Source organism: Microbacterium sp. NFH-22A-Y (assembly GCF_021401375.1).
Taxonomy (GTDB): domain Bacteria; phylum Actinomycetota; class Actinomycetes; order Actinomycetales; family Microbacteriaceae; genus Microbacterium; species Microbacterium hominis.
On record NZ_JACBGF010000002.1, the window covers coordinates 304,482 to 330,912 of the forward strand.

Genomic DNA, 26,431 nt, shown 5'->3' on the forward strand with positions numbered 1-26,431 from the left:
GCTCAGATGCTGCGCCGCCGCGGTGTCAGCCGCACCGCGGGAAGCGGCGGTGCGGGCACCCGCTCGGCGCCGTGCCCGACGACGTGACCGAAGCGCGCCTGCGGCGCGGGCGTCGGGGCGTCCTCCGCCTCGGCCTCCCACGCCGCCCTCGCCGCGACGATCTCCTCGTGCGACCGCGCCACGAAGTTCCACCACATCACGATGTCGGCTTCGAACGGCTCCCCGCCCAGCAGGAGGAGCGTCGTCTCGCGCACCGCGGTGACCTCGATGCCGTCGCGGTGGATGCCGAGGTACAGCAGGCCCTGGTCGGGCAGGGCGGTCGCGGCATCCGCTGTCGCCCACACCTCGGGGGTGCCGTCGATGCCGACCAGCGCGTACTCCCACGACGGTTCGAGCGGGAGCCGGACGCGGGAGCCGGCCGGGAGGTGGAGCTCGGCGCCGACGATCGGGGTGTACATCGTCGCGGGCGAGGTCGCCCCCGCGAACGAGCCCACCACGACCGTTGCGGTGGCGCCCGTCCCGCCGGCGGCGTCGGGGATCGTCGTCACGGGCAGGTCGTCGTGGCGCTCGAAGGCGGCGGCGCCGTGGCGGCGCGACTCGGGCAGCGCGACCCACAGCTGCAGGGCGTCGAGGGCCACCGCCTCCTCGCCGACCGAGTACTCGGAGTGGGCGATGCCGGCGCCGCTGGTCATCAGGTTGAGCACCCCGCGGCGCACGACGACGTCGCTGCCGAGGGTGTCGCGGTGGCGCACCTCGCCCACGAGCGGCCAGGTGACCGTCTGCAGGCCGATGTGCGGATGCGGCTCGACGCGCATGCGCGCCGTCTGCGGGCCGAACCGGTCGAGGAAGCACCACGCGCCGACCAGGGGCAGCGCCCGCTGCGGCAGGCTGCGGTGCACCTCCATGGCGCGCACCCCGCCGAGCGGGACCTCCCGGGCTTCCAGCAGCAACGCCCGCGGACCGTCGCAGACCGCCGGGCCGGCCACGTCGGGCGGGGCGTCGTCGAGGCGGGTCATCCGCGCGGCGTTCCCACGCCTTCGTCGCCCGGGGTGGGCTCCGCCGTCGACGCGTGCTCCGCCGTCTCGACGTCGCGTTCGCGCCACACCGCCTTCAGCCCGGGGACCTCGTGCTTCTGCAGGTAGGTGACGATGAACGGGCAGACCGGCACCACCGCGTCGCCCCGGGCGGCCTCGTCCGCCATCGCCGCCGCGACCAGCTTCGTGCCGAGGCCCCGACCGCCGTAGGCCGGATCGATCTCGGTGTGCGGGAAGACCAGACGCCCCTCGGCATCCTCCTCGAACTCGGTGTAGCCGGCGATGTCGCCGTCGACGAGGATCTCGTAGCGGTCCTTCTCGTCGTTGCGTGAGATGCGGACGTCGTCGGTCATGACGCTCCTGTCGGGTCGATGTGTCCTCCCCAACGTAGGCGCGTCGTCGCCTGTTCCGCCAGGGCTGTCGCCGGGAGGCGCGAGCGGGGAGGATGGCGGCATGACCCCCCGCTCTGCCCGCCGCCGTCCGCGCCTCCTCGTCTGCGCGGGAGCGGTCGTCGCGGCGACCGCGCTCCTGCTCTCGGGATGCGGGGCCTACGGTCCGTCCCCGTCGCCCTCGCCGACGTCGACCCCGACCGCGACGCCCGCGCCGACCCCCGCGCCGACCGCGACCCCCGACCCCCTGGCCGGACTGGACCTGCGCCAGCGCGTCGGACAGCTGTTCATCGTCGGAACGGCGGTCGACGCCGTCACTCCCGACACGCTCTCGGCGGTGGTCGACCGGCACGCGGGCGGCATCTTCCTGCACGGGCGTTCGCAGGCGGGCGCCCAGGCCGTGGCGGGGGTGGTCGGTTCGTTCACGACGGCGGATGCCGACGGCATCCCCCTGTGGGTGTCGACAGATCAGGAGGGCGGCGAGGTGCAGGTGCTCACGGGGCCCGGGTTCGACGACATGCCTTACGCGATCCGGCAGGCGGATCTGCCCGACGACCAGCTCCGCGCCGCGGCGACCACGTGGGGTGGTCAGATCGCCGCCGCGGGCGTGACGCTGAACCTCGCCCCGGTCGCCGACATCGTCACGAGCGCGGCGACCCGGTTCGACAACCCGCCCATCGGCGGGCTGGGCCGACAGTACGGCTACGACGGGGCGACCGTCGCCGCGAAGGCGGGCGCCTTCGCGGACGGCATGCGCGCGGCCGGCGTGATGCCCGTGTTCAAGCACTTCCCGGGACTCGGGCACGTCACCGCCAACACCGACACGACGGCCGACGTCGTCGACACGACCGTCACCGCCGACGGCCCCGACATCGCCGTCTACGGCACGCTGCTCGCGGGCGGGCCGGCGGGCGTGATGGTCTCGAGCGCGATCTATCAGAACCTCGACCCGTCGGCGCCGGCGGTGTTCTCGCCGACGGTGGTGGGCCTCGCACGGGCGAAGGTCGGCCCGGAGGGCATGCTCATGACCGACGATCTGTCGGCGGCGCAGGCCGTGCAGGCCTGGAGTCCCGCCGATCGCGCCGTGCTCGCCATCGCCGCGGGCATCGACGTCGTGTTGGCCTCGACCGATCCCACCGTCTTCCCGGCCATGTACGACGCCGTGCTGGCGAAGGCCCAGTCCGACCCGGTGTTCGCAGCCCGCGTCGACGACGCCGCGCGCCACGTGCTGGCCGCCAAAGCCGCGCGGCCGTGACCAGCGTGCGGGGTGCGGCGGGGTGACCGGGTCGCGGGGTGCGGCGGCGTGAGCGGCATCCGGCATCCGCCGTCGTCGTGTCGGGTGCGCGAGCCGATCCCGGCGGCGTGACCGAGCGGAGGCGGCGCCTGGCAGACTCGGGACATGACCTCTGCCGCGGCACTGACCGACCTCGTGCCCGCGCAGGCGACGGCGGATGCCGCCTACGAGGGCTTCGTCGCGTGGGCGACCGGGCGGGGGCTGACGCTCTACCCCGCTCAGGACGAGGCGATCATCGAGCTGGTCTCCGGCGCGAACGTCATCCTCTCGACCCCGACCGGCACCGGTAAGTCGCTCGTCGCGATCGCGGCGCACGCGACGTGTCTCGCCGCCGGAGGGCGCTCGTACTACACGGCGCCGATCAAGGCGCTGGTCAGCGAGAAGTTCTTCGCCCTCGTCGAGATCTTCGGTCCCGAGAACGTCGGCATGGTCACCGGCGACTCGTCCGTCAACCCCGACGCCCCGATCGTCTGCTGCACCGCGGAGATCCTCGCCAACATCGCGCTGCGCCAGGGCGGTGACGCCCCCGTCGATCAGGTCGTGATGGACGAGTTCCACTACTACGGCGACCCCGACCGCGGATGGGCGTGGCAGGTGCCGCTGCTCCTGCTGCCGCGGGCGCAGTTCCTGCTGATGTCGGCGACCCTGGGCGACGTGACGCCCATCGCCGACGACCTGGCGCGGCGGACGGGGCGGCCCGTGGCGCTCGTGACCGGTGTCGAGCGCCCGGTGCCCCTGCACTTCTCGTACGAGCGCCGCCCCGTGCACGAGGTGCTGACGATGCTCGTCGACGAGCGCGAGGTGCCGGTCTACATCGTCCACTTCGCGCAGGCGGCCGCGCTTGAACGCGCGCAGGCCCTGGCATCCGTCACCCTCACCACCCGCGCGCAGCGCGACGAGATCGCGGAGGCGATCGGCGGCTTCCGCTTCACCACGGGCTTCGGCAAGACGCTGTCGCGTCTGGTGCGCGCGGGCATCGGCGTGCACCACGCCGGGATGCTGCCGCGTTACCGCCGCCTCGTCGAGACGCTCGCGCAGCGCGGACTGCTCCGGGTGATCTGCGGCACCGACACGCTCGGCGTCGGCATCAACGTGCCGATCCGCACCGTCATGATCACCGCGCTCAGCAAGTACGACGGCACGAAGATGCGCCAGCTCAGCGCGCGCGAGTTCCATCAGGTGGCCGGTCGCGCCGGCCGCGCCGGCTACGACACGCACGGCAACGTCGTCGTGATGGCTCCGGAGTGGGAGATCGAGAACGCGGTCGCGCTGGCGAAGGCCGGCGACGACGCGGCCAAGCGCAAGAAGATCGTCCGCAAGAAGGCGCCCACCGGCGTCGTCAGCTGGGGCGAGGGCTCGTACGAGCGGCTGATCGCGGCGCCGCCCGAGCCGCTCGTGCCGCAGCTGAAGCTGACGGCCGCGATGCTCATCAACGTCATCGGCCGCGGCGGCGACGTCTTCGGCAACGTCCGGTCGCTCGTGTTCGACAACCACGAGCCGCGCGAGCGCCGCTACGCCCTCGCCCGACGGGCGATCGCGATCTTCCGGACGCTCGTGGACGCGGGGATCGTCGAGGTCGACCGCGACGCGGCATCCGGCCCGCGCATCGCCCTCACTGTCGATCTGCAGCCGAACTTCGCCCTCAACCAGCCCCTGTCGCCGTTCGCGCTCGCCGCCATCGAACTGCTCTCGCCCGACGACGACGTGCGGCCCGGCGCCGCTGCCGTCCCGAACTCCTCCACCGCGGGCGCTCCCGCCGCTGTCGAGGCTGATCCGGGGGATCGGGGTGCGGATTGGAGGAGTTCGGGTCGCGCCGGCGCGACCGCCGTCGCCGCGGGTGGCATCGGTACCGGCCACTACGCCCTGGATGTGCTCAGCGTGATCGAGGCGACGCTCGACGATCCGCGGGCGATCCTTTCGCAGCAGGAGTACCGCGCCCGCGGCGAGGCGGTCGCGGCCATGAAGCGGGACGGGATCGAGTACGAGGAGCGGATGGCGCTGCTCGAGGAGATCACCTACCCGAAGCCGCTCGCCGACCTGCTGGCGCAGTCGTTCGAGGTCTTCGCGTCGAGTCAGCCGTGGGTGCGCGACTTCGAGCTGAGTCCCAAGTCGGTCGTCCGCGACATGTTCGAGCGGGCCATGTCGTTCGCGGAATACGTCTCCTTCTACCAGCTGGCGCGCAGCGAGGGGCTGGTGCTGCGCTACCTCTCCGACGCGTATCGCGCGATCCGCCAGACCGTCCCGGCGGAGGCGCGCACCGACGAGCTGATGGACATCATCGAGTGGCTCGGCGAGCTCGTGCGTCAGGTGGACTCGAGTCTCGTCGACGAGTGGTCCGCGCTCGTCGACCCTTCGGCGGTGCTGCCCGAGGACGGCGCTCCCGTGGTGCCGCCCGCACCCCCGTCGATCCTCACGAACGAGCGTGCCTTCACGGTGCTCGTGCGCAACGAGCTGTTCCGGCGCGTGCAGCTCGCGGCGCTGCAGGACGACGACGCGCTGGTCGCCCTCGACCCCGACCTCGACTGGCCGGCCGCGCTCGACCGCTACTACGACGAGCACGACCAGATCCTCACGGGCGGACCGGCCCGCGCGCCCCGGCTGTGCGCGATCGACCGGGCGGATGCCGCGGCATCCGGCATCTGGCGCGTCGAGCAGACCATCGACGACCCCGAGGGCGATCACGACTGGCGCCTGCGCGCCGAGGTCGACCTCGGCGCCTCGGTCGAGGAGGGCGCCGCCGTGGTCCGCGCCGTCGAGCTCGTCCGCCTCTAGCCCGCCCTCTTCTTGCTTCCTCCCGCGAGCCGCCACGCCCTGCCCGAGCCGCCACGGCGCGGACGGACGTGCGATGGCGGCTCGGCCAGCGCGTAGCGGCTCGGCGGGTGCTGGCGACGGAGGGGGACGAGGTGTCGGATGCCGCGGCTAGCCTGGACGGGTGACTGCATCGATCCACCGCGACGACGACCCGTATGCGGACGTGCCGTGGGATGTCGATGAGCTGACCCCGCCCGACGAGTTCGATGTGCCGCCGCCGCCGGAGTACGACGGGTATGCCGGTGCCCTCGCGCGCGCCACGCGTGACACCGCGGCGTCGCCGGAGGGCCCAGGATCTCGTGGCGATGTCGCCCCGCCGCGGGGCGCGGCATCCGCCGGCCGTTCCGCGTCACCGAGGGGCGTGGCATCCGCCGGCCGTTCCGCCGCGGCATCCCACGCCGCCCCGGCCCACGCCCCCGCAGCGCGGCCTGCGGCCGGGGTCGCCCGTCCGCCGCGGTCGACCGATCCGAAGGCCGTCCTGAAGGAGGTCTTCGGCTACGACGAGTTCCGCGGCGACCAGGCCGACATCGTCGCGCACGTCGTGGCCGGCGGCGACGCCGTGGTGCTCATGCCCACGGGCGGCGGCAAGTCGATCACCTACCAGGTGCCCGCGCTCGTGCGCCCGGGCACGGGGCTCGTGGTCAGCCCGCTCATCGCCCTGATGCACGACCAGGTCGACGCCCTGCGGGCCAACGGCGTGCGCGCCGCGTTCCTCAACTCCACCCAGAACCCCGCCGAGCGCGCGGGCGTCGAGCAGGACTTCCTCGCCGGAGAGCTCGATCTGCTCTACGTCGCCCCCGAACGGCTGAGCGCACCCGCGACGACGGCGCTGCTGCAGCGCGGTCGGCTGAGCGTCATCGCGATCGACGAGGCGCACTGCGTCAGCCAGTGGGGCCACGACTTCCGCCCCGACTACCTCGCGCTGGGCGACCTCGCCGAGCGGTTCCCGGGCGTGCCGCGCATGGCGCTCACCGCGACGGCGACGCGCGCGACGCACCAGGAGATCACCGAGCGTCTGCAGCTGCCCGACGCGCGCCACTTCGTCGCGAGCTTCGACCGGCCCAACATCCAGTACCGCATCGAGCCGAAGGTCGACCCGCGCCGGCAGCTGCTGCAGTTCGTGCGCGCGCAGCCGGCGGGCTCCGCCGGCATCGTCTACGCGCTCAGCCGCAAGTCGGTCGACCAGACCGCCGACTACCTCCGCACGCAGGGGGTCGACGCCCTGCCGTATCACGCGGGGTTGGATGCCGCGATCCGCGCGCGTCACCAGCAGCGCTTCCTCCGCGACGACGGCGTCGTGATGGTCGCGACGATCGCGTTCGGCATGGGCATCGACAAGCCCGATGTGCGCTTCGTCGCGCACATCGACCTGCCGAAGTCCGTCGAGGGCTACTACCAGGAGACCGGTCGCGCCGGCCGCGACGGCGAGCCCGCGGTGGCCTGGATGGCGTACGGCCTCGGCGACGTCGTGCAGCAGCGCCGCCTGATCGACCAGTCACCGGGCGACCGGTCGTACAAGATGCGCCTCGGCCAGCACCTCGACGCGATGCTCGCCCTCTGCGAGACCGTGTCGTGCCGCCGCCAGAACCTCCTCAACTACTTCGGTCAGAGCTCCGAGCCGTGCGGCAACTGCGACACCTGTCTCGACACTCCCGACACCTGGGACGGGCTCGTGCCCGCGCAGAAGCTCCTGTCGACCATCGTCCGCCTGCAGCGCGAGCGCAACCAGGCGTTCGGCGCCGGGCACCTCGTCGACATCCTGCGCGGCGCGTCGACCGAGCGCATCCGCCAGCAGGGTCACGATGCCCTCGCGACGTACGGGCTCGGAGCCGACCTCAGCGACCAGGACTGGCGCAGCGTGATCCGCCAGCTCCTCGCCCGCGGCATCATCGTCGCGCGGGGCGAGTACGGCGTGCTCGCCGTCGGCGAGGAGGGTGCGGCGGTGCTGCGCGGCGAGCTCGCCGTGCCGTTGCGACGCGACGTGCTCGGCAAGGGCGGCGGGGCGGCGCGGGTACGCAAGACCCCCGCCGCGGATGCCGTCGCCGACGGCGACCGCGACCTGTTCGAGGCCTTGCGCGCGTGGCGTGCCGGCGCGGCGAAGGAGCAGGGAGTGCCGGCCTACATCGTCTTCGGCGATGCGACCCTGCGGGCGCTGGCCGCGCAGCGCCCGGCATCCGTCGCCGCGCTGGAAGGCATCACGGGCATCGGGGCGAAGAAGCGCGAGGCGTACGGCGAGGCGGTCCTCGCCGTCATCGCAGGTTCATAGGAACCGTCCCCGCGCTCCACAGCCCGGGGAGGCGTGAACCATAGGCGCGGATGTTCGGGTGGTCTGCATGACCGATCGATCCCGCTCGCGCGTCCACCCGTCACGTCGTGTGCTGCTGCCCGTCACCGCCGTGGTGCTCACGCTCGGCCTCGCGGGCTGCGGCTCGCTCGCCGCCCTCGACACGGTGTCGTCGATGCCGACGTCGACCGGGGTGAGCTCCGAGACGGTCGTCGCGGACGCTTCGGGGTCGCTCTGGGACACGTCGACCGTCCACACGGTGTCGGTCCAGGTGGATGCCGATGCGCTCTCCGACATGCTCGCGACCTACCTGTCCGCGGGTGACAAGGAGTGGCTCACGGCGACGGTCACGATCGACGGCGTCGCCTACGAGAACGTCGGCATCAAGCTGAAGGGCAACTCGACCCTGAAGGGGATCACGAGCGACAGCGACGCGTCGACGCTGCCGTGGCGCATCCGCCTGGACAAGTACGTCGACGGCCAGAACGCGTCGGGCGTCACCGACTTCACGATCCGCGCCAACTCCTCGTCGACGTCGATGAACGAGGCCGTCGCGCTCGACGCGCTGTCCGCCGCGGGTCTCGCCTCCGAGAAGTCCGCCGCGACGAGGTTCTCGGTCAACGGCGGCACGGAGGTCCTGCGGCTGAGCGTCCAGGCGCTGAACGACTCGTGGGTCGACGAGAACTTCCCCGACGCCGGTGCCGATTCGGTGCTCTACAAGGCCAATGCCGACGGGAACTGGGACTGGGCGGGCGCCGACGGCGACTACAGTGCTTCGTTCGACATCGAGGCCGGTGCGGAGGACTACGCGCCGCTCGTCACCCTGCTCGATCTGGTCAACAACGGCACGGCCGACGAGATCGCCGAGAAGCTCCCCACGCTGCTCGACGTCGACTCGTTCGCGACCTACCTGGCCCTCGAGGAGGCCATCGACAACTTCGACGACATCTCGGGGCCCGGCAACAACGCGTACCTGTTCTGGGATTCGAGCACCCAACGGTTCACCGTGGTGGCGTGGGACCACAACCTCGCCTTCGGGGTGCAGAACGTCGGTGGGGGCGGTCAGGCCGGCGGGGCCGGCGGTGCCGCGGGTGCCGGCGGTGCCGCGCCGGGAGGCGGGCGGGCTCCGGGCGGGCAGGCCGACGGCGGGGCGGCCGGCGGGGGCGGCGCGCGCGGAGGAGCCTCCGACAACCCGCTCGTCACGGCGTTCGAGGCGAACAGCACGTGGGCCCAGCTCATCGCCGAGAAGAAGACGCAGTTGCAGCAGACGCTGATCGCGAACGGCACGCTGTCCGCCTCGGTCGACGCGTGGACGGCGCTGCTGACCGCTCAGGCCGGCGATCTCGTCGACGCGTCGACCGTCCAGTCGGATGCCGCGGCCATCCTCTCCGCCGCCGGCGCCTGACCTCCGGGCGGGGGGCCGGGCTGGGCCCGGGCCCGGCGTTGCCCGGGCCCGTCGTCCCGGAATCGCTGGCGCGCGCCAGAATCGGATGCTGGGGCTGCCCTGGTCCGAATCCGCTTGAGTTCTCCGCATCCGCTGCGCGGCATCCAGCACTTGACGCGGCTTCCGGTCTGCGCGACGCGGCATCCGGTCTGTGTCCCACCCGCCCCGCGACCGCTTGCTCCCCCGCCTTCCCGCCGCCGCGGAATCGGTGGCGCGCACCAGAATCGGATGCTGGGGCTCCCCGGGTCCGAATCCGCTTGCGTTCTCCGCATCCGTTGCGCGGCATCCAGCACTCGACGCGGCATCCGGTGTGCGCAACGCGCCATCCGGTCTGTGTCCCACCCGCCCCGCGACCGCTTGCTCCGTCGCCTTCGCGCCCCGCCGCCGCGGAATCGGAGGCGCGCGCCAGAATCGGATGCGGGGGCCGCCCTGGTCCGAATCCGCTTGCGGTCTCCGCATCCGCTGCGCGGCATCCAGCACTCGACGCGGCATCCGGTGTGCCTGCCCGCTTCGGCCGTCTGCCCGCGCGGCCTGAGCCCTACCGCCCGCCCCGCCGCCGCGGAGTCGGACGTGCGCGCCGGAATCGGATGCGGGAGCGCATGTGGTCCGAATCTGCTGCGCTCCTCCGAATCCGCTGCGGCGCGGCAGCGGCCCCGGCCCGGGCGGTCAGCGTCGGGGCAGGATGTCGTCGAGGTGGGCAGCGAGGTGCGCGGCCACGTCGACGCTCTCCCGGTCGTACAACCACTGGTACTGCAGGCCGTCCCACAGCGCGACGAGGCGGATCGCCTCGCGCTCGGGGTCGCGGTGCGCCGGCAGGTCGCCGTCGTCGCGCGCGGCGCTCAGCATCGCGGCGAGGCGGTCGATCGCGAGCGTGAAACGGCGCTCGAAGTAGTCGTGAGCCGGGTGGTCGTCGGGCAGGGCCTCGCACGAGAGCACCGCGTAGACCTCGATCAGTCCGGGTGCGGTGGCCGCGTTGGCGGCGGCACCGCGGGGGATGTCGCGCAGGATGTCGGCGGCGCGGGTGAGTCCTTCCAGGGGCTCGACCGAGACGGCCCGGTCGCGCTCGGCGAGGACGGCGCCGAGCAGCGCGTCCTTGGAGGAGTAGTGGTGCAGCAGGGCCGATTTGGACACGCCGACACGTTCCGCGATCTCGCGGAGGCTCGTGGCGGCGTAGCCGTCGCGGGCGAAGAGGGCCGTCGCGTCGCGGAGGATACGGGCCCGGCGCTCGCGGCCGACCCGATAGCCGTCGGTGCCGGTCTCGTCGGCGGATGCCGAGTCGAGCGGCTGCCACGAGACGGACACGGCGGAACCAGGACCCCCGGAACCGGAACCCCCAGACCCCCGGCCCACGGTCGTGGCCGCGGCATCCCCGTGCCATCCGGGGGGCGTCGCGAGCGCGTGCTGCACCTCCGTGAGCAACGGGACGAGGTCGACGCGGTCGGGGAGGTAGAGCTCCAGCAGCTGCAGGCCGTCCCAGACGGCCGCGACGCGCACGGCCTCGCCCTCGAAGTCGCGGCCTGGATCCACGGTGCCGGCGGCGGCCGCGTCGCGCAGGGCGACGACCGAGAACTCGCGCAGCCGCGCGTAGCGCTCGCGCATGTAGGCGTGGGCGGGGTGGTCCCGCGTCGAGCTCTCGCCGACCAGTGCGGCGTACAGCGGCAGGTAGCCCTCGAGGCCCTCGTTGCGCGCCGCGATGGCGGCGAACATCAGCGTGCCCGGCGCGGGGACGGCGTCGCCGTCGAGCAGCGCCTCCTCGGTGGCGCGGTCGAAGGAGGCGATCACCGCCGTCAGGAGCAGATCCTTCGAGGCGAAGTGCTTGAGCAGGCCGGGGTGCGTGATTCCGGCGGCGGCGGCGACGTCGCGCAGTGATGCCGCGCGGTAGCCGCGCGAGACGAACACGTCTCGGGCCGCCTCCACGATGCGGTCGCGGGTGGCGGCGGCGTTGCGTGTGCGCTGCGGCGTGCTCGTCGTCATGCTCGCCTCCCGAGAGACCACCCTACTGCGGCCCCTGCCCTCCCGAAGGATTCAGTTACCAATCGGTCGGGTTTCGTGTACCGTGTCCCTCGAGACCTCGCGTCTCAGCCTCACATCGCTGTGAAAGGACTCTCCATGACAGAGCTGTCACCGGCTGCGACCGCCGCGGCCGTCGGAACGACCGGCATCCGGACGCCGGGCACCACCCCGTCGAAGACGCCGCGGGGCTACACCGCGAGCCTCGCCGCCGTGAACTTCGGCGTCTATCTGGCGCTGCTCACGCCGGTCATGGTGTCGATGGCGTTCAAGATCCAGCACATCTCGACGGATGCCGCCGCCGCGACCGGCAACCTCGGGCTGGTCCTGGGCGTCGGTGCGCTGTTCGCCCTCGTCGCGAACCCCCTCGCCGGACGCCTCTCCGATCGGACGACGTCGCGCTGGGGCATGCGGCGGCCGTGGATCCTCGGCGGGGCGATCGTCGGTCTCGGCGCCTTCGCGTTGATCGGCGCCGCCACCTCGGTGTGGGTCGTGCTGGTGGGATGGTGCCTCGCGCAGGCGGCGATGAACGCACTCCTCGCGGCGGCCAACGCGACGCTGCCCGACCAGGTGCCGGTGGCCCGTCGCGGCGCCGTCTCGGGGCTCGTGGGCATCACGACGCCCCTCGGCATCCTCGGCGGCAGCTTCCTGATGAACTTCATCGCCGAGGACTTCCTCCGCTTCCTCGTGCCGGCATTGATCTCGACGGTGCTCGCCGTCGTCTTCGTCGTCATGCTCAAGGACCGCGTCCGCACGGAGAAGCCCGTCGACCGCTTCACGATCGGCAAGTTCTTCGGCTCGTTCGTGTTCAACCCCGCCGCCCACCCCGACTTCGGCTGGACCTGGCTCACCAAGTTCCTGGTGATGTTCGGCTACGCCGGCATCGCGACCTTCCTCCCGTTCTACCTCGTGGAGAAGTTCGGCCTCGATGAGCAGGGAGCCATCGCGACGATCCTGGTGGCGAACCTCGCGTCGATGGCGGCCATGATGGTGTCGAGCCCGCTCGGCGGCATCCTGTCCGACCGCATCGGCAAGCGGCGTCCCTTCGTCGCGATCGCCGGTCTGATCATGGTCGTCGGCCTCGTGCTGCTGGCCTTCGCACCCAGCATCCCCGTGCTCATCGTCGCGCAGGCGATCATCGGGTTCGGCGCCGGGTCGTTCTTCTCCGTCGATCTCGCCCTCGCGACCCAGGTGCTGCCGAACCCCGACGACGTCGCGAAAGACCTGGGCGTGCTCAACATCGCCAACGCGCTGCCGCAGTCGATCGCCCCCGCCATCGCGCCGTCGATCATCGCGCTCGGCGCCGCGACGCCGCTCGGGGGCTACACGACGTACTACCTCTTCGGCGCCCTCGTGGCCCTCGCCGGCGCCGTCCTCGTCTACCGCATCAAGGGAGTGAAATGACCACCGACACCACGACGACCCCGCCCACCGCGATCGAGCGGCCCTGGCTCGACGCCGATCGTCCGATCGACGAGCGCGTCGAGCTGCTGCTGGGGGAGATGACCGTCGAGGAGAAGGTGGGCCTGTTCTTCCAGACGATGATCGCGATGGGCCCCGACGGCGCGCTCTCCGACGGCGACCCCGCCTTCGGGCTCCCCTCGACCGACGAGTACGTGCGTGAGCGGCACATGACCCACTTCAACCTGCTCGGCGTCGCCCCGACCGCGCGCGAGATCGCGCAGTGGCACAACCGCCTGCAGGAGCTCGCGGCCTCGACGCGTCTCGGCATCCCCGTGACGATCTCGACCGACCCGCGCCACTCCTTCACCGAGAACCCCGGCACCGCGATGCTCTCGGGCCCGTTCTCGCAGTGGCCCGACGCGCTCGGCCTCGCGGCGACGCGCGACGAGGAGCTCGTGCGCACCTTCGGCGACATCGCGCGGCAGGAGTACACCGCCGTCGGCATCCGCGTCGCCCTGCATCCGCAGGTCGACCTCGCGACCGAGCCGCGCTGGGCGCGTCAGCTGCAGACCTTCGGAGAGGATGCCGAGCTGTCGGCGCGGCTGGGCGCCGCGTACATCCGCGGATTCCAGGGCGACAGCGTCGGGGCGGGGTCGGTGTCCGCGATGGTCAAGCACTTCCCGGGCGGCGGGCCGCAGAAGGACGGGGAGGATCCGCACTTCGCCTACGGCCGCGAGCAGGTGTACCCCGGCGACGCGTTCGAGCTGCACCTGAAGCCGTTCGAGGCGGCGTTCGCGGCCGGCGTGCGCCAGGTCATGCCCTACTACGGGATGCCGGTCGGCACGCAGTACGAGGAGGTCGGCTTCGGGTTCAACAAGAGCGTGCTCACGGGTCTGCTGCGGGAGCGGTTCGGGTTCGACGGCATCGTCTGCACGGACTGGGGTCTGCTCACCGACAGCGAGATCATGGGAACGCCGTTCCCGGCCCGCGCCTGGGGCGTCGAGCACCTGACCCCGGCGGAGCGCATGGCGAAGACGCTCGATGCGGGCGCCGACCAGTTCGGCGGGGAGCGCTGCACCGAGATCCTGCTGCAGCTGGTGGCCGACGGGGTCGTCGCCGAGGACCGTCTCGACGTCTCGGCCCGGCGCCTGCTGCGGGAGAAGTTCCTGCTCGGCCTGTTCGACGACCCCTACGTCGATGTCGACGCCGCGGATCGCATCGTGGGCTCCCCGGACTTCCGGGCGGCGGGCGAGGCCGCCCAGCGCGCGGCGATCACGGTGCTCGCCGCGACCGACGCGGTGCCGTTCGGGCCCGAGCCGAAGCTCTACGTCGAGGGGATCGACGCCGACCTCGCCGCGCAGTACGGGCAGGTCGTCGCGACACCGGGCGAGGCCGACGTCGCCGTGCTGCGCCTGCAGGCGCCGTACGAGCAGCGCGGCTCGATGTTCGAGAACTTCTTCCACGCCGGGTCGCTCGACTTCCCGGACGAGGTCGTCGCCCACGTCGCCGAGGTCGCGGCCGCGGTGCCGACCGTCGTCGACGTGTTCCTCGACCGTCCCGCGATCCTCACGCCGCTGGTCGAGCTGGGCGTGACGGTGACGGGCAACTGGGGTGCGAGCTCCGCCGCGCTGCTCGACGTGCTCTCGGGTCGGGCCGTCGCCCGCGGACGGCTCCCCTTCGACCTGCCGCGGTCGATGGCCGCGGTGGAGGCCTCGCGTCCCGACGTCCCGTTCGACACGGTCGACCCGCTGTTCCGCTTCGGCCACGGCGTCGATCTCTGACCGCGCGGGGTCGTCTCGCCTGATCGGGGGAGGGCGACAGAATCGGATGCCGCGGCGCGCGGCATCCGATTCTGTTTTGGTGCTCCGATTCCGCGGCGGCCCGCGCCCCGCATGCCGTGAGACTCAGTCTCACGAAGCGTGGGTGTGGGTTCCATACAGGTCCGGATGCCGCGACGGTCGCGAGCGTTGTGGAGAGCCCGCAACGGGTTTGCGGCGGTGTTGTAGCCCTCCTACCGTCGAGACTGAGTTCTGCTGTCCGCTGTCGAAAGGTACGCCGATGACCGACGCCGCCGTCCGTCCGAAGAAGCCCGCCACGAACACGCGCACTCCCGCGGGGGGAGCCCCCACCGCCGCGCACACCGCGGCCGAGGCGCACGAGGCCCGCATCCACGTCGACACCGTCACCGACCTGCTGCTCGGCACCTGGGCCGACACGCGGCGCGAGGCCCGCGAGATGATCAAGGACCCCGCGATGTGGAAGATCGAGGGGCTGTCGGTGGCCGACCACCGCGAGCGCGTCCTCGGGCAGCTGCGCGTGCTCGTCGAGAACAACGGATCGCGCCGCGCGTTCCCGAAGAAGTACGGCGGCCTCGAGGACAACGGCGCCAACCTCGCCGGCTTCATGGAGCTCGTCCTCGCCGACCCGTCGCTGCAGATCAAGTCGGGCGTGCAGTGGGGTCTGTTCGGCTCCGCCATCTACCAGCTCGGCACCGAGAAGCACCACGACGCGTGGCTGCGCGACGTCATCGACCTCGAGCTCCCCGGCGCCTTCGCCATGACCGAGATCGGCCACGGCTCCGATGTCGCGGCCATCGGCACGACCGCCACCTACGACCCCGAGACCGAGGAGTTCGTCATCCACACGCCGTTCCGCGGCGCATGGAAGGACTACCTCGGCAACGCCGCGCTGCACGGGCGCGCCGCCACGGTGTTCGCCCAGCTCATCACCGCCGGGGTCAACTACGGCGTGCACTGCTTCTTCGTCCCCATCCGCGACGAGAACGGCGAGATGCTCCCGGGCGTGCAGAGCGAGGACGACGGCGTGAAGGGCGGCCTCAACGGCATCGACAACGGCCGGCTCGCCTTCGACCACGTGCGCGTCCCGCGCTTCAACCTCCTCAACCGCTACGGCGACGTCGCCGCCGACGGCACCTACACCTCGGAGATCCCGAGCCCCGGCCGCCGCTTCTTCACGATGCTCGGCGCGCTGGTGCAGGGGCGCGTCTCGCTCGACGGCGCCGCGACCACGGCGACGGCCCTCGCCCTGAACATCGCGATCACCTACGCGGGCCAGCGCCGCCAGTTCGACTCGGGCTCCGGCAGCGACGAGGTCGTGCTGCTCGACTACGGCAAGCACCAGCGGCGTCTGCTGCCGCGGTTGGCGCAGGTGTACGCGCAGTTCTTCTCCAACGACGAGCTGCTGCGCACCTTCGACGGCGTCTTCAGCGGCCGCACCGACACCCCCGAGGAGCGCGAGAACCTGGAGACCCTCGCGGCGGCCCTCAAGCCGCTGTCGACGTGGAACGCGCTCGACACGATCCAGGAGTGCCGCGAGGCGTGCGGCGGATCGGGCTTCATGGCCGACAACCGTCTGGTGGGGCTGCACCACGACCTCGACGTCTACGTCACCTTCGAGGGCGACAACAACGTGCTCCTCCAGCTCGTCGGCAAGCGGCTGCTCAGCGACTTCGCGAAGCAGTTCCGGGGCGCGGATGCCGCCAAGCTCGCCTCCTTCGCCGCCAGGCAGACGGCAGGCAAGGTGTTCCACGGCGCGGGGCTGCGCCAGCTCGGCCAGGCGGTGACGGACCTCGGCTCGACGGCGCGGTCCGTGGAGCTCGGCCTGCGGGCCGAGCAGCAGCACGAGCTGCTGGCCGGACGCGTACAGCAGATGATCGAAGACATCGCGGGTCGGCTGCGCCCGGCATCCAAGGCCTCGCCGGCCGAGGCGGCGGCGATCTTCAACGCCAACCAGGCCGAGCTCATCGAGGCTGCGCGCGCCCACGGCGAGCTGCTGCAGTGGGAGGCGTTCAGCGACGGCATCGCCGGCGTCTCGGATGCCGGCACGGCTCAGGTGCTCACGTGGCTGCGCGACCTGTTCGGCCTGCACCTGATCGAGAAGCACCTCGCCTGGTACCTGATCAACGGGCGCCTGTCGGCGCAGCGCGCGGCCTCCGTGTCGAAGTACATCGACCGGCTGCTCCTGCGCCTGCGCCCGCACGCGCAGGACCTCGTCGACGCGTTCGGGTTCGAGCCCGAGCACGTGCGTGCGCCGATCGCCTCGGGAGCCGAGCGGGAGCGGCAGGAGGAGGCCCGCACCTACTACGCCGACCTCGCCGCCTCGGGGGCCGCCCCCGTCTCAGAGAAGACCCTGAAGAAGAAGTAGCGCCGCCACGCCCCGCGAGCCGACACGATTCGCGCGAGCCGCTACGGCGCGGCCGGGCCATCGTGTGACGGCTCGGTCACGGCGTAGCGGCTCGGTGGTGGTTGGGTGAGTGGCGGGCCGGCCGACCCCGCGCGCGTGCCGGACTCCTCCACGCGCGGGGGTGCGGGCCGCGTCCGGGCGTCCCTGCCCCGCGACCGCAGCGAGTTGGAGGAGTTCGGGACCCGGACCTCGGCGCCCGTCCCCGCCACCCCGGTCATGCCGGGGCTCCCGACGGCGCGACGCGGCCGCGCGGTGTCGGCGCCCGCGGCTAGCCTGACGGAGTGAGTGATCTGCGGGTGGGCCCCGACGGCGTCTCGCGGTGCGGCTGGGTCGGTGACGACCCGGAGTACCGTCGCTACCACGACGAGGAGTGGGGCCGCCCGCTGCACGGCGACCGCGCGCTCTTCGAGAAGCTGAGCCTCGAGGGCTTCCAGGCGGGACTGTCGTGGATCACGATCCTCCGCAAGCGTCCCGGTTTCCGCGAGGCGTTCGCCGGCTTCGCCCCCGAGGTCGTCGCGGGATTCGACGACGGTGACGTCGACAGGCTGATGGCGGATGCCGGGATCGTCCGCAACCGCGCGAAGATCCTCGCGACGATCGGCAACGCGCGGCTCGTCCGCGACATGCGTCCCGGTGAGCTCGACGCGCTGATGTGGTCGTTCGCGCCCGACGCGAGGGCCGAGGCGGAGCGGCCGCGCGTCTTCGCGGACGTGCCGGCGGTGACCCCGGCATCCGATGCGCTGTCCGCCGCGCTGCGCACGGCGGGGTTCCGTTTCGTCGGCTCCACCACGATGTACGCGCTGATGCAGTCGGCGGGGATGGTCGACGACCACCTTCACGGGTGCCACCGCGCACCCTGATCGACGGGAGGCGATCGCCGGGAGGGGTGCGCCGTGTCGCACCCACGCGGCAGACTGACGCCATGGCACCCGCATCCGAGCACGTCGCCGACTCGCACGGACGTATCCGCGTCGTCGGGGCGCGTGAGAACAACCTCCAGGGCATCGACGTCGAGATCCCGAAGCGGAGGTTGACGGTCTTCACCGGCGTCAGCGGCTCCGGCAAGTCCAGCCTCGTGTTCGGAACGATCGCGGCGGAATCGCAGCGGCTGATCAACGAGACGTATCCCACGTTCGTGCAGCAGTTCATGGGACAGCTGAGTCGCCCCGACGTCGACGCGCTCGAGAACGTGAGCCCGGCCATCGTGGTCGATCAGGAGCGGATGGGCGCCAACGCGCGCTCCACCGTCGGCACGGCGACCGACGTCCACGCCATGCTGCGGGTGCTTTTCAGTCGCATCGGCCGGCCGCACGTCGGCTCGCCGCAGGCCTTCTCGTTCAACGTGCCGTCGGTCTCGGGGTCGGGGGCAATCACGATCGCCGTCGGCGCCGACGACGGCAAGACCGAGCGCCGCTCGTTCGAGGTCACCGGCGGCATGTGCCCCGCGTGCGAGGGGCTGGGGCAGGTGAGCGACATCGACATCGACGAGCTGCTGGACCGCTCGCTGTCGCTGCGCGCGGGCGCCATCCGGGTTCCGGGCTACACGCCCGACGGCTGGATGGTGAAGGGCTACAGCGAGTCCGGGTTCTTCGACCCCGACAAACCCATCGCGGACTTCACCGACGACGAGCTGCACGTGCTGCTGCACCGGGAGCAGACGAAGGTGAAGATCGCGGGCATCAACATGACCTACGAGGGACTCGTCCCGCGCATCACGAAGTCGATGCTGCAGAAGGACCGGGAGGGCCTGCAGCCCCACGTCCGGGCCTTCGTCGACCGCGCGGTGAAGTTCATGCCGTGCGCGGCATGCAATGGGACGCGACTCAACGACGCGGCGCGCTCGTCGAAGATCGCGGACGTCAGCATCGCGGATGCCGCGGCGATGCAGATCACCGAGCTCGCGGCCTGGGTGGCGACGATCGACGACCCGTCGGTCGCGCCGCTGGTGACGGGGCTGCGCCAGACGCTGGACTCGTTCGTGGCGATCGGGCTGGGCTACCTGTCCCTCGATCGCGCCAGCGGCACGCTCTCCGGCGGCGAGGCCCAGCGCACCAAGATGATCCGCCATCTGGGCTCGAGCCTCACCGACGTCACGTACGTGTTCGACGAGCCCACGACGGGTCTGCACCCGCACGACATCCAGCGCATGAACGACCTCCTGCTCCTACTGCGCGACAAGGGCAACACCGTGCTGGTCGTCGAGCACAAGCCGGAGGTCATCGCGATCGCCGACCACGTCGTCGACCTCGGACCCGGCGCGGGGCGGGCCGGCGGGCGCATCACGTACGAAGGCGACGTCGCCGGACTGCGCGCGTCCGACACCGTCACCGGCCGGCACATCGACCATCGGGCCCGGCTGAAGCCCGAGACGCGCGGCGCCCGGGGCGCGCTGCCGATCCGCGGTGCGCGCCTGCACAACCTCCAGGGCGTCGACGTCGACGTGCCCCTCGGCATCCTCACCGTCGTCACCGGCGTCGCGGGTTCGGGCAAATCCTCCCTGATCCACGGGAGTCTGCCCGCCTTCGAGGGCGTGGTCGTCGTGGACCAGACGCCCATCAAGGGCTCCCGCCGGTCGAGCCCGGCGACCTACACCGGCGTGCTCGACGCGATCCGCGCCGCGTTCGCGAAGGCCAACGGCGTGAAGCCCGGACTGTTCAGCGCGAACTCGGAAGGGGCGTGCCCCGCGTGCCGGGGGCTCGGGGTCATCATCACGAACCTCGGTTTCACCCAGAGCGTCGAGACGCGGTGCGAGCTGTGCGAGGGCAGCGGCTTCAGCGACACGGTGCTGGAGTACCGCTGGCAGGGGCGCACCATCGCCGAGGTGCTCGCCATGCCGGTCGACGAGGCGGCCCCGTTCGTGGGGAAGGGGCCGGCGCACGCGGTGCTCGTCCGCATGATCGACGTGGGCCTGGGCTACATCACCCTCGGCCAGTCGCTCGCGTCGCTCTCCGGCGGGGAACGCCAACGCCTCAAGCTCGCGATCGCCATGGCGAAGCCGGGCGCGGTCTACGTGCTCGACGAGCCCACGACCGGGCTGCATCTGGCCGACGTGGACAACCTGCTGGCGCTGCTCGACCGGCTGGTGGATGCCGGAAACTCGGTGATCGCGATCGAGCATCACCAGGCCGTCATGGCGCACGCCGACTGGATCATCGACGTCGGCCCCGGGGCGGGCCGCGACGGGGGACGGGTGGTCTTCGAGGGGACGCCGGCCGCGCTCGTCGCGCAGCGCGAGACGCTGACGGCCCGTCATCTCGCGACGTACGTCGGAGGATGACGAGCCGATAGTGGGTAGTTCTCCCCATGCGCAAGGGTGCACCGCCGTGAATTCTGTGACGTAGGCTATCCGGGTCTGCACGACGTGTGCGCCTGCTTCAGCAACAGGTCCCGACGCCACGCAAACAACGAGCCCGGAGGGGAGCCGAGCCCACAATGAAGTCCTTTGCGTGGCTTCGCGCGCGTCCGCGCACGCTGATTTCGACCGCTGCCGTGACGGCGGCCGCCCTGGTGGTGGGCTTCTTCGCCGTCTCGTACGAGGGAAAGCCGACCACGGAGGTCGACCTCAACGACGGCGGTGTGTGGGTCACCAAGCAGTCGAGCCTGCTCATCGGCCACTTCAACCACTCCTCGCGCGTCCTCGACGGCGGCCTGCGCAACGGCACCGCCGACTACGACCTGCTGCAGAGCGGCACCCGGGTGCTGGTCGTCGACTCGACGGCATCCTCGATGGCCGCGATCGATCCGGCACGGGTGATCCTGTCCGACTCCGCCGAGCTGAAGCCGGGCGCCGCCGTCGCGATGGGTGCCGACACGGTCGCGGTGCTCGAGCCGACCGGTGCGCTCTGGACCAGCCCCTTCACGGCCATCAGCGGGATCGGGGCCGAGGGCACCGAACCGGTGGCGGACGAGGGCAAGAACGCGAAGGTCGCCGTCGGCGTCGACGGGACCGTGTACGCGGCGTCGGCCGCCGACGCGGTGCTGCGCTCCTACGGCCCGGGCGACGACAGCACCACCGTGCAGAAGTCGTCGCGCGACCTGGACGGCGTCTCCGCCGACCACACGCTGTCGCTGACCGTCGTCGGCACCACGCCGTACGTGCTCGATCACGACACCGACACCCTCTACGGCGGCGACGGCTCCCGCGTGCAGGTGCCCCGCGGCGCCGTCCTCCAGCAGCCGTCGGGAACCGCGAGCGCCGTGACCCTCGCGACGCCGACGGCTCTCGTGCGGGTCCCGATCGGCGGCGGTGACCCGGAGACCGTGGATGCCGGGAGCGCCGAGGGCGCACCCGCCGAGCCCGTCTACGTCGCGGGGTGCGCGTACGGCGCCTGGTCGGGCAGCGGACGCTTCGTCCGCGACTGCCCCGGCGAGGCCGACGACGTCGTCCAGGACGTGCCGGGCATCGAGCCCACGAGCGTGCTCCGCTTCCGCGTCAACCGCGATGTCGTCGTCCTCAACGACGTGTTCGGCGGGGCGGCGTGGATGGCGTCGGACTCGATGCAGCGCGTCGACAACTGGCAGGACATCACGCCGCCCGAGGGTGAGGGCGACGATGAGGAGGAGACCACCGAGGAGACGGTGCAGACCACCCTCCCGGAGCGCACCGACCAGAACACGCCCCCGGTGGCGCAGGACGACGAGTACGGCGTGCGGCCGGGCCGCACGACCGTGCTGCCCGTGCTCGACAACGACACCGACGCCGACGGCGACGTGCTCGTGGCCGCCGCGTCGTCGACGCCCGGCTTCGGCAGCGTCGAGCCGATCAACAACGGCGCGGCCCTGCAGTTCACGACGCCGGAGGACGCCACCGGATCGACGAGCTTCCGCTACACGGTCGACGACGGGCGCGGAGGCGAGGCATCGGCGACCGTCACGGTGACGGTGCACCCCTTCGACGTCAACTCCGCCCCCGTGCAGAAGCGCACCACGCCCATCACGGTCGAGTCGGGAGGCACCGCGTCGTACAACGTGCTCTCGGATTGGATCGACCCGGACGGGGACGACATCTTCCTCAAGGACGTCGCGGCCGACGGCGGCGACGAGGCGGACTTCACCCCCGACGGCCAGATCACGTACCGCGCGATCGGCGGCACCCAGGGTCGGAAGGACGTGCCGATCCTGGTCTCGGACGGCTCCGCCGACGGTCCGGGCATCTCCCGCTACGACATCCGGCCGCTCGGCACCACGCTGCCGGTGACGAACTCCGATCACGTCGTCACCCGCGCGGGCCGCACCGTCACCGTCTCCCCCCTCACGAACGACACCAGCTCCGGCAGCGAGCCGCTGCGCCTCACCCGCGTCGACGAGGTGCCGGGGGCGACGATCGTTCCGGACTTCGCGAACAAGACCTTCACGTTCACCGCGGCCAGCCCGGGGACCTACTACCCGCAATACCTCGTGTCGGCGGGCCCGAACTCCGTTCCCGGCCTCGTCCGCGTCGATGTGCTCCCGGCATCCAACGAGGATCTCCCGCCCGTCGCGGTGCGCGACATCGCGCTGCTGCCGGTCGGCGGCGACGTGCTCGTGAACGTGCTGTCAAACGACACCGACCCGGGCGGCGGCATCCTCGTGGTGCAGTCGGTCACGTCCGAGCCGGGCTCCGGCGTCGCGGCGGCCGTCCTCGGCCACGAGACGGTGCGCATCAGCGACGTCGGCTCGCTCAACAAGCAGGTGCGGGTGGGCTACACGATCTCGAACGGGTCGCGGTCGGCCACCGGCGAGATCGTCGTGATCCCCGTGCCGCCGCCCGCCAAGCTGCGCCCGCCGGTCGCGAACGACGACCAGGCCGTCGTGCGCGTCGGCGACACCGTCACCATCCCGGTGCTCGCGAACGACTACCACCCCAATGGCGACACCATCCACGTCGCCCCCGATCTCGTCGCCCCGCTGGTCGACCCCGCCGACGGCGCGGCGTTCGTCTCGGAGGACAAGGTGCGCTTCCGTGCCGGGGACACGCCCAAGACCGTCTATGTGACGTACGAGGCGGTCGACTCGTCGGGCCAGCGCGACGCCGGCTACGTCACGATCCAGATCCTGCCCCGCAACGACGAGGCGAACTCCGCTCCGAAGCCGCACGACATCACCGCGCGCACGTTGAGCGGGGCCACGGTGACGATCCCGGTGCCGCTGGACGGGATCGACCAGGACGGCGACTCCGTCGAGCTGATCGGCATCGCAGAAGCGCCCAAGAAGGGGCGCATCGCCGAGACGGGGGCCAACTCGTTCACGTACGAGGCGTTCGGCGACGCGGTCGGCGTCGACACCTTCTCGTACCGCGTGCGCGACAGCCTGGGCAAGGACGCGACCGCGACCATCCAGGTGGGCATCGCCCCGGCGGCGTCGGTCAACCAGGCGCCCTACGCCGTGCGCGACGCCGTCGTGATCCGGCCCGGCCGAGAGGTCGCCGTGCCGGTGCTGGCCAACGACTCCGACCCCGACGGCGACGAGTTCGGCTTCGCCGAGGACGACCCGATCACGCTTCCCGACGTCGCCGGCCTGAAGGCGCGCATCAGCGGGAAGTACCTGCTGATCACCGCTCCCGAAGAGCAGATGAACACCTCGCTGCAGTACGCGATCACCGACGCGCGCGGCGCGCGGGCGAGCACGAGCGTGCAGATCACCGTCGACCCGGAGGTGCCGCTGGAGCGACCCATCGCGCGAGACGATCGCGTGCGGGCGGAGGACGTCAAGGACGGCACGACCGCCGAGATCGCGGTGCTCGAGAACGACGACGACCCCGACGGCACGAAGGCCGACCTGACCGTCACGCTCGGCGTCGGCGGCGAGACCGCCCGCGTCGGCGCGGACGGCTCCGTGCGGGTCGAGGTCGGCGACCAGCGTCAGCTGATCACCTACACCGTGACCGACCCGGACGGCCTCACCGACTCCGCCTTCATCCGGGTGCCCGCGCTGTCGGAGCTGCCGCCCAGCCTGATCTCGACGAAGCCCGTCGAGGTGAAGAGCGGCGAGACCATCGAGCTGCCTCTCTCGCAGTACGTCCGCGCCGCCGGCGGCAAGGGCGTCGTCATCACCGAGGCCGCCAAGGTCACGGCCGTGCACGCGAACGGCGCGAACCTGATCAAGGATCAGCAGACCCTCGTGTACACGTCGGCCGACCGGTACTTCGGCTCCGATGCGCTAACCTTCGAGGTCACCGACGGCGACGGCCCCGACGATCCGACCGGCCGCAAGGCGACGCTGACCATCCCGATCACGGTGCTCCCGCCCGACAACCAGTCGCCCACGATGCTCGGCGCGTCGATGAACGTCTCGCCCGGAGAAGACGCCACGGTGCTCGACCTCGCGGCGCTGGCGAGCGACCCCGATCCGGGCGACCAGGGCAAGCTCACGTTCCGCATCAAGGGATCGACCCCCGACGGGCTCACCGCCGCGGTCGACGGCACCCAGCTCAAGGTGTCGGCATCCGCGTCGACGAAGAAGGGCACGCGGGCCGATCTCACCGTCACCGCGGACGACGGCACGACGCCGCCGGCGGAAGCGACGATCTCGATCACCGTGACGGCGTCCACACGGCCGCTGGCCAGCGCCAACGACGACGTCATCGCCCAGTCGAACCAGGGCTCCACCGAGTCCGTCGCCGTCCTCGACAACGATGTCAACCCGTTCCCGGAGACCCCGCTGAAGGTCGAGAGCGCCACGCTCGAGACCGGCCAGGCGCAGGTCGCCGTCCGCGGCGACCGCGTCGAGGTCACGAGCGACAAGGCCTTCGTGGGCGTCGTGGTCGCGCGCTACCGCGTGATGGATGCCACGGGGGACCCCGACCGCGCCGTCGAGGGACGCATCCGCATCACGGTGCAGGGCAAGCCGGACGCTCCCGGCCGGCCCGTCGTGTCGAGCATCCAGAGTCGCACCGTCGTGCTCTCCTGGACGCCGCCGACCGACAACGGCTCGCCGATCACGGGGTACACGGTCACCTCGACGGCGAACAACTACATGAAGCAGTGCGCGTCGACGACGTGCACCCTCGACGGGCTCACCAACAACGTCGAGTACAACTTCGTGGTCACCGCGAGCAACAAGGTCGGCACGTCCGACCCGTCGATGCCGTCGGAGACCGCCCGTCCCGACGTCCGCCCCGACACGCCCGCGCCGCCGACGCTGAAGTTCGGCGACCGCAGCCTCACCGTCTCGTGGGTGGCGCCGCGCACCGAGGGCTCTCCGGTGGAGTCGTACACGCTCGAGATCTCGCCCGCGCCGCCGTCGGGCATCGTGCAGAAGACCGGCGTCACCGGCACCACGATCGTGTGGGACGGCCTCGAGAACGGCTCGTCGTACCAGGTGCGCGTCCGGGCGCACAACCGCGCGCCGGAGCCGAGCGAGTTCAGTGCCTGGTCGGCCTCGATGGTGCCGGCCGCGCCGCCGGCGGCGCCGAACGCGCCCACGACGACGCTGCTCGACCCGGTGGGCTCACAGGCCCAGATCCGTGTCGACTGGAGCGCCCCCGCCAACAACGGCGACACGATCTCGGCGTACGAGCTGCGCGTGCTGCGGGGGGGATCGGTCGTGAAGACCGTCCCCGTCTCGGGCAGCCAGACCAGTCAGGCCGTCGTCGTCGACACCTCGACGACGGACTACACCTTCGACGTGCGCGCGCAGAACAAGGCGGGCTGGGGCGAGCGCAGCCCGCAGTCGGCGCCGCGTCGCGGTGTGACGGCTCCGGCGGCGCCGACCGGTGTCGCGGCGAGCGAGGGCAACAACGCGGTCGGCGTCACGTGGACGGCCGGGTCGGGCAACGGTGCGGCCGCGAACGAGATCCGCTACGAGTACTCGGTCAACAACGGCGGGTGGAGCGGCTCCTGGGCGTCGGGCGGCACCAACGGCTCCGGCACGATCAGCGGGTCGCAGGTGGCCAACAACGGCACCTACAAGATCCGCGTGCGCGCCGTGTCGACCGTCGACGGAAGCTCCTTCGCGAGCGGCGCGTCGAACGAGTCCAACGCCGTCGCCCCCTACGGTCCGATCGGCAACCCGTCGGCGCGGGCGTCGGCATCCGGCACGAACATCACCTACTCCTGGTCGTCGCCGGGCCGCAACGGGCGCGACATCTCGACCGAGGTGTACATCGACGGCGGGCTCGTCAGCCGTGACGCGAACGGATCGCTGACCCGGGGCTACGGCTATGCCGAGACGCACAGCATCGAGGTGCGCACGAGCGCGGCGGGCCAGACGACGACGGCCTCCGACTCGGCGCGCACCGCCGATCCGCCGAAACCGCGGGTGTGGGTCACGCGCGGCGACTTCGTCAACAACGGGTGTGTCAACGGCTGCTACAAGTTCGTCGTCAACACCCAGAACTTCCCGGCCGGCAGCTACAAGATCAACTGCTACCGCAGCGGCGGCAACGGTCCGATCAACACGTGGCAAGGTCCCTTCGACCTGCCCGCCAACGGCTCGAAGCAGCTGGAGTGCTTCCTCGGCGCCGACGGCTACGACGTGTGGGTCGACATCCTCGGCTGGGGTGGCTCCGTCGACACGGAGACGTCCTGGTGGCCACGGAACTGACGTCCACGAACGAACTCGCACAGCAAGGAACGAACG

13 protein-coding genes are annotated in these 26,431 nt (G+C 71.8%); 10 read left to right on the top strand and 3 right to left on the bottom strand.

Going from position 1 to position 26,431, the window contains the following annotated elements:
• Positions 1–2: 2 nt before the first annotated feature.
• Together L0965_RS07440 and L0965_RS07445 are read right to left on the bottom strand one after the other, a co-directional pair.
• Positions 3–1,016, bottom strand: a complete 1,014-nt coding sequence (locus L0965_RS07440) for a pirin family protein (RefSeq protein WP_101307022.1) — start codon at positions 1,014–1,016, stop codon at positions 3–5.
• Entirely contained in the window at positions 1,013–1,387 is a 375-nt protein-coding gene (locus tag L0965_RS07445) for a GNAT family N-acetyltransferase (RefSeq protein WP_101307021.1), read from the bottom strand. Before L0965_RS07445 ends, L0965_RS07440 begins: the two co-directional genes overlap by 4 nt.
• A 100-nt stretch (positions 1,388–1,487) precedes the next feature.
• Here L0965_RS07445 and L0965_RS07450 point away from each other — a divergent pair, with 100 nt between their 5' ends.
• The 4 genes from L0965_RS07450 (at position 1,488) to L0965_RS07465 (ending at position 9,217) form a co-directional block, all read left to right on the top strand.
• Positions 1,488–2,678 (top strand): glycoside hydrolase family 3 N-terminal domain-containing protein, encoded by a 1,191-nt coding sequence (locus L0965_RS07450; RefSeq protein ID WP_101307020.1) that lies wholly within the window; start codon positions 1,488–1,490, stop codon positions 2,676–2,678.
• Positions 2,679–2,822: 144 nt separating this feature from the next.
• Positions 2,823–5,489 (top strand): RNA helicase, encoded by a 2,667-nt coding sequence (locus tag L0965_RS07455; protein WP_101307019.1) that lies wholly within the window; start codon positions 2,823–2,825, stop codon positions 5,487–5,489.
• A gap of 160 nt (positions 5,490–5,649) precedes the next feature.
• A complete protein-coding gene (recQ, locus tag L0965_RS07460) occupies positions 5,650–7,794 on the top strand; it encodes a DNA helicase RecQ (RefSeq protein ID WP_101307018.1) in 2,145 nt (714 codons plus the stop codon).
• Positions 7,795–7,861: 67 nt separating this feature from the next.
• Complete coding sequence (locus tag L0965_RS07465) at positions 7,862–9,217, top strand: CotH kinase family protein (protein WP_101307017.1); 1,356 nt, start codon at positions 7,862–7,864, stop codon at positions 9,215–9,217.
• A gap of 705 nt (positions 9,218–9,922) precedes the next feature.
• Here the strand turns inward: L0965_RS07465 and L0965_RS07470 are convergent.
• Complete coding sequence (locus L0965_RS07470; protein ID WP_101307016.1) at positions 9,923–11,230, bottom strand: TetR/AcrR family transcriptional regulator; 1,308 nt, start codon at positions 11,228–11,230, stop codon at positions 9,923–9,925.
• A gap of 135 nt (positions 11,231–11,365) precedes the next feature.
• Between L0965_RS07470 and L0965_RS07475 the strand changes: the two genes are divergently transcribed.
• The 6 genes from L0965_RS07475 to L0965_RS07500 all read left to right on the top strand — a co-directional run bounded on the left by L0965_RS07475 (position 11,366) and on the right by L0965_RS07500 (position 26,395).
• Entirely contained in the window at positions 11,366–12,670 is a 1,305-nt protein-coding gene (locus L0965_RS07475) for an MFS transporter (protein ID WP_060961091.1), read from the top strand.
• Complete coding sequence (locus L0965_RS07480) at positions 12,667–14,451, top strand: glycoside hydrolase family 3 N-terminal domain-containing protein (protein ID WP_101307015.1); 1,785 nt, start codon at positions 12,667–12,669, stop codon at positions 14,449–14,451. The genes L0965_RS07475 and L0965_RS07480 overlap by 4 nt, the downstream gene beginning before the upstream one ends.
• A gap of 277 nt (positions 14,452–14,728) precedes the next feature.
• The gene (locus tag L0965_RS07485; protein WP_101307014.1) at positions 14,729–16,834 is read left to right on the top strand and encodes an acyl-CoA dehydrogenase; all 2,106 of its coding nucleotides are present in this window, start codon (positions 14,729–14,731) and stop codon (positions 16,832–16,834) included.
• A gap of 320 nt (positions 16,835–17,154) precedes the next feature.
• Positions 17,155–17,733, top strand: a complete 579-nt coding sequence (locus L0965_RS07490) for a DNA-3-methyladenine glycosylase I (protein ID WP_101307012.1) — start codon at positions 17,155–17,157, stop codon at positions 17,731–17,733.
• A 62-nt stretch (positions 17,734–17,795) separates the two neighbouring features.
• On the top strand, positions 17,796–20,150 hold the full coding sequence (locus L0965_RS07495) for an excinuclease ABC subunit UvrA (protein WP_101307011.1): 2,355 nt from the start codon (positions 17,796–17,798) through the stop codon (positions 20,148–20,150).
• Between the two features lie 212 nt (positions 20,151–20,362).
• On the top strand, positions 20,363–26,395 hold the full coding sequence (locus L0965_RS07500) for an Ig-like domain-containing protein (protein WP_231735209.1): 6,033 nt from the start codon (positions 20,363–20,365) through the stop codon (positions 26,393–26,395).
• Positions 26,396–26,431 lie beyond the last annotated feature (36 nt).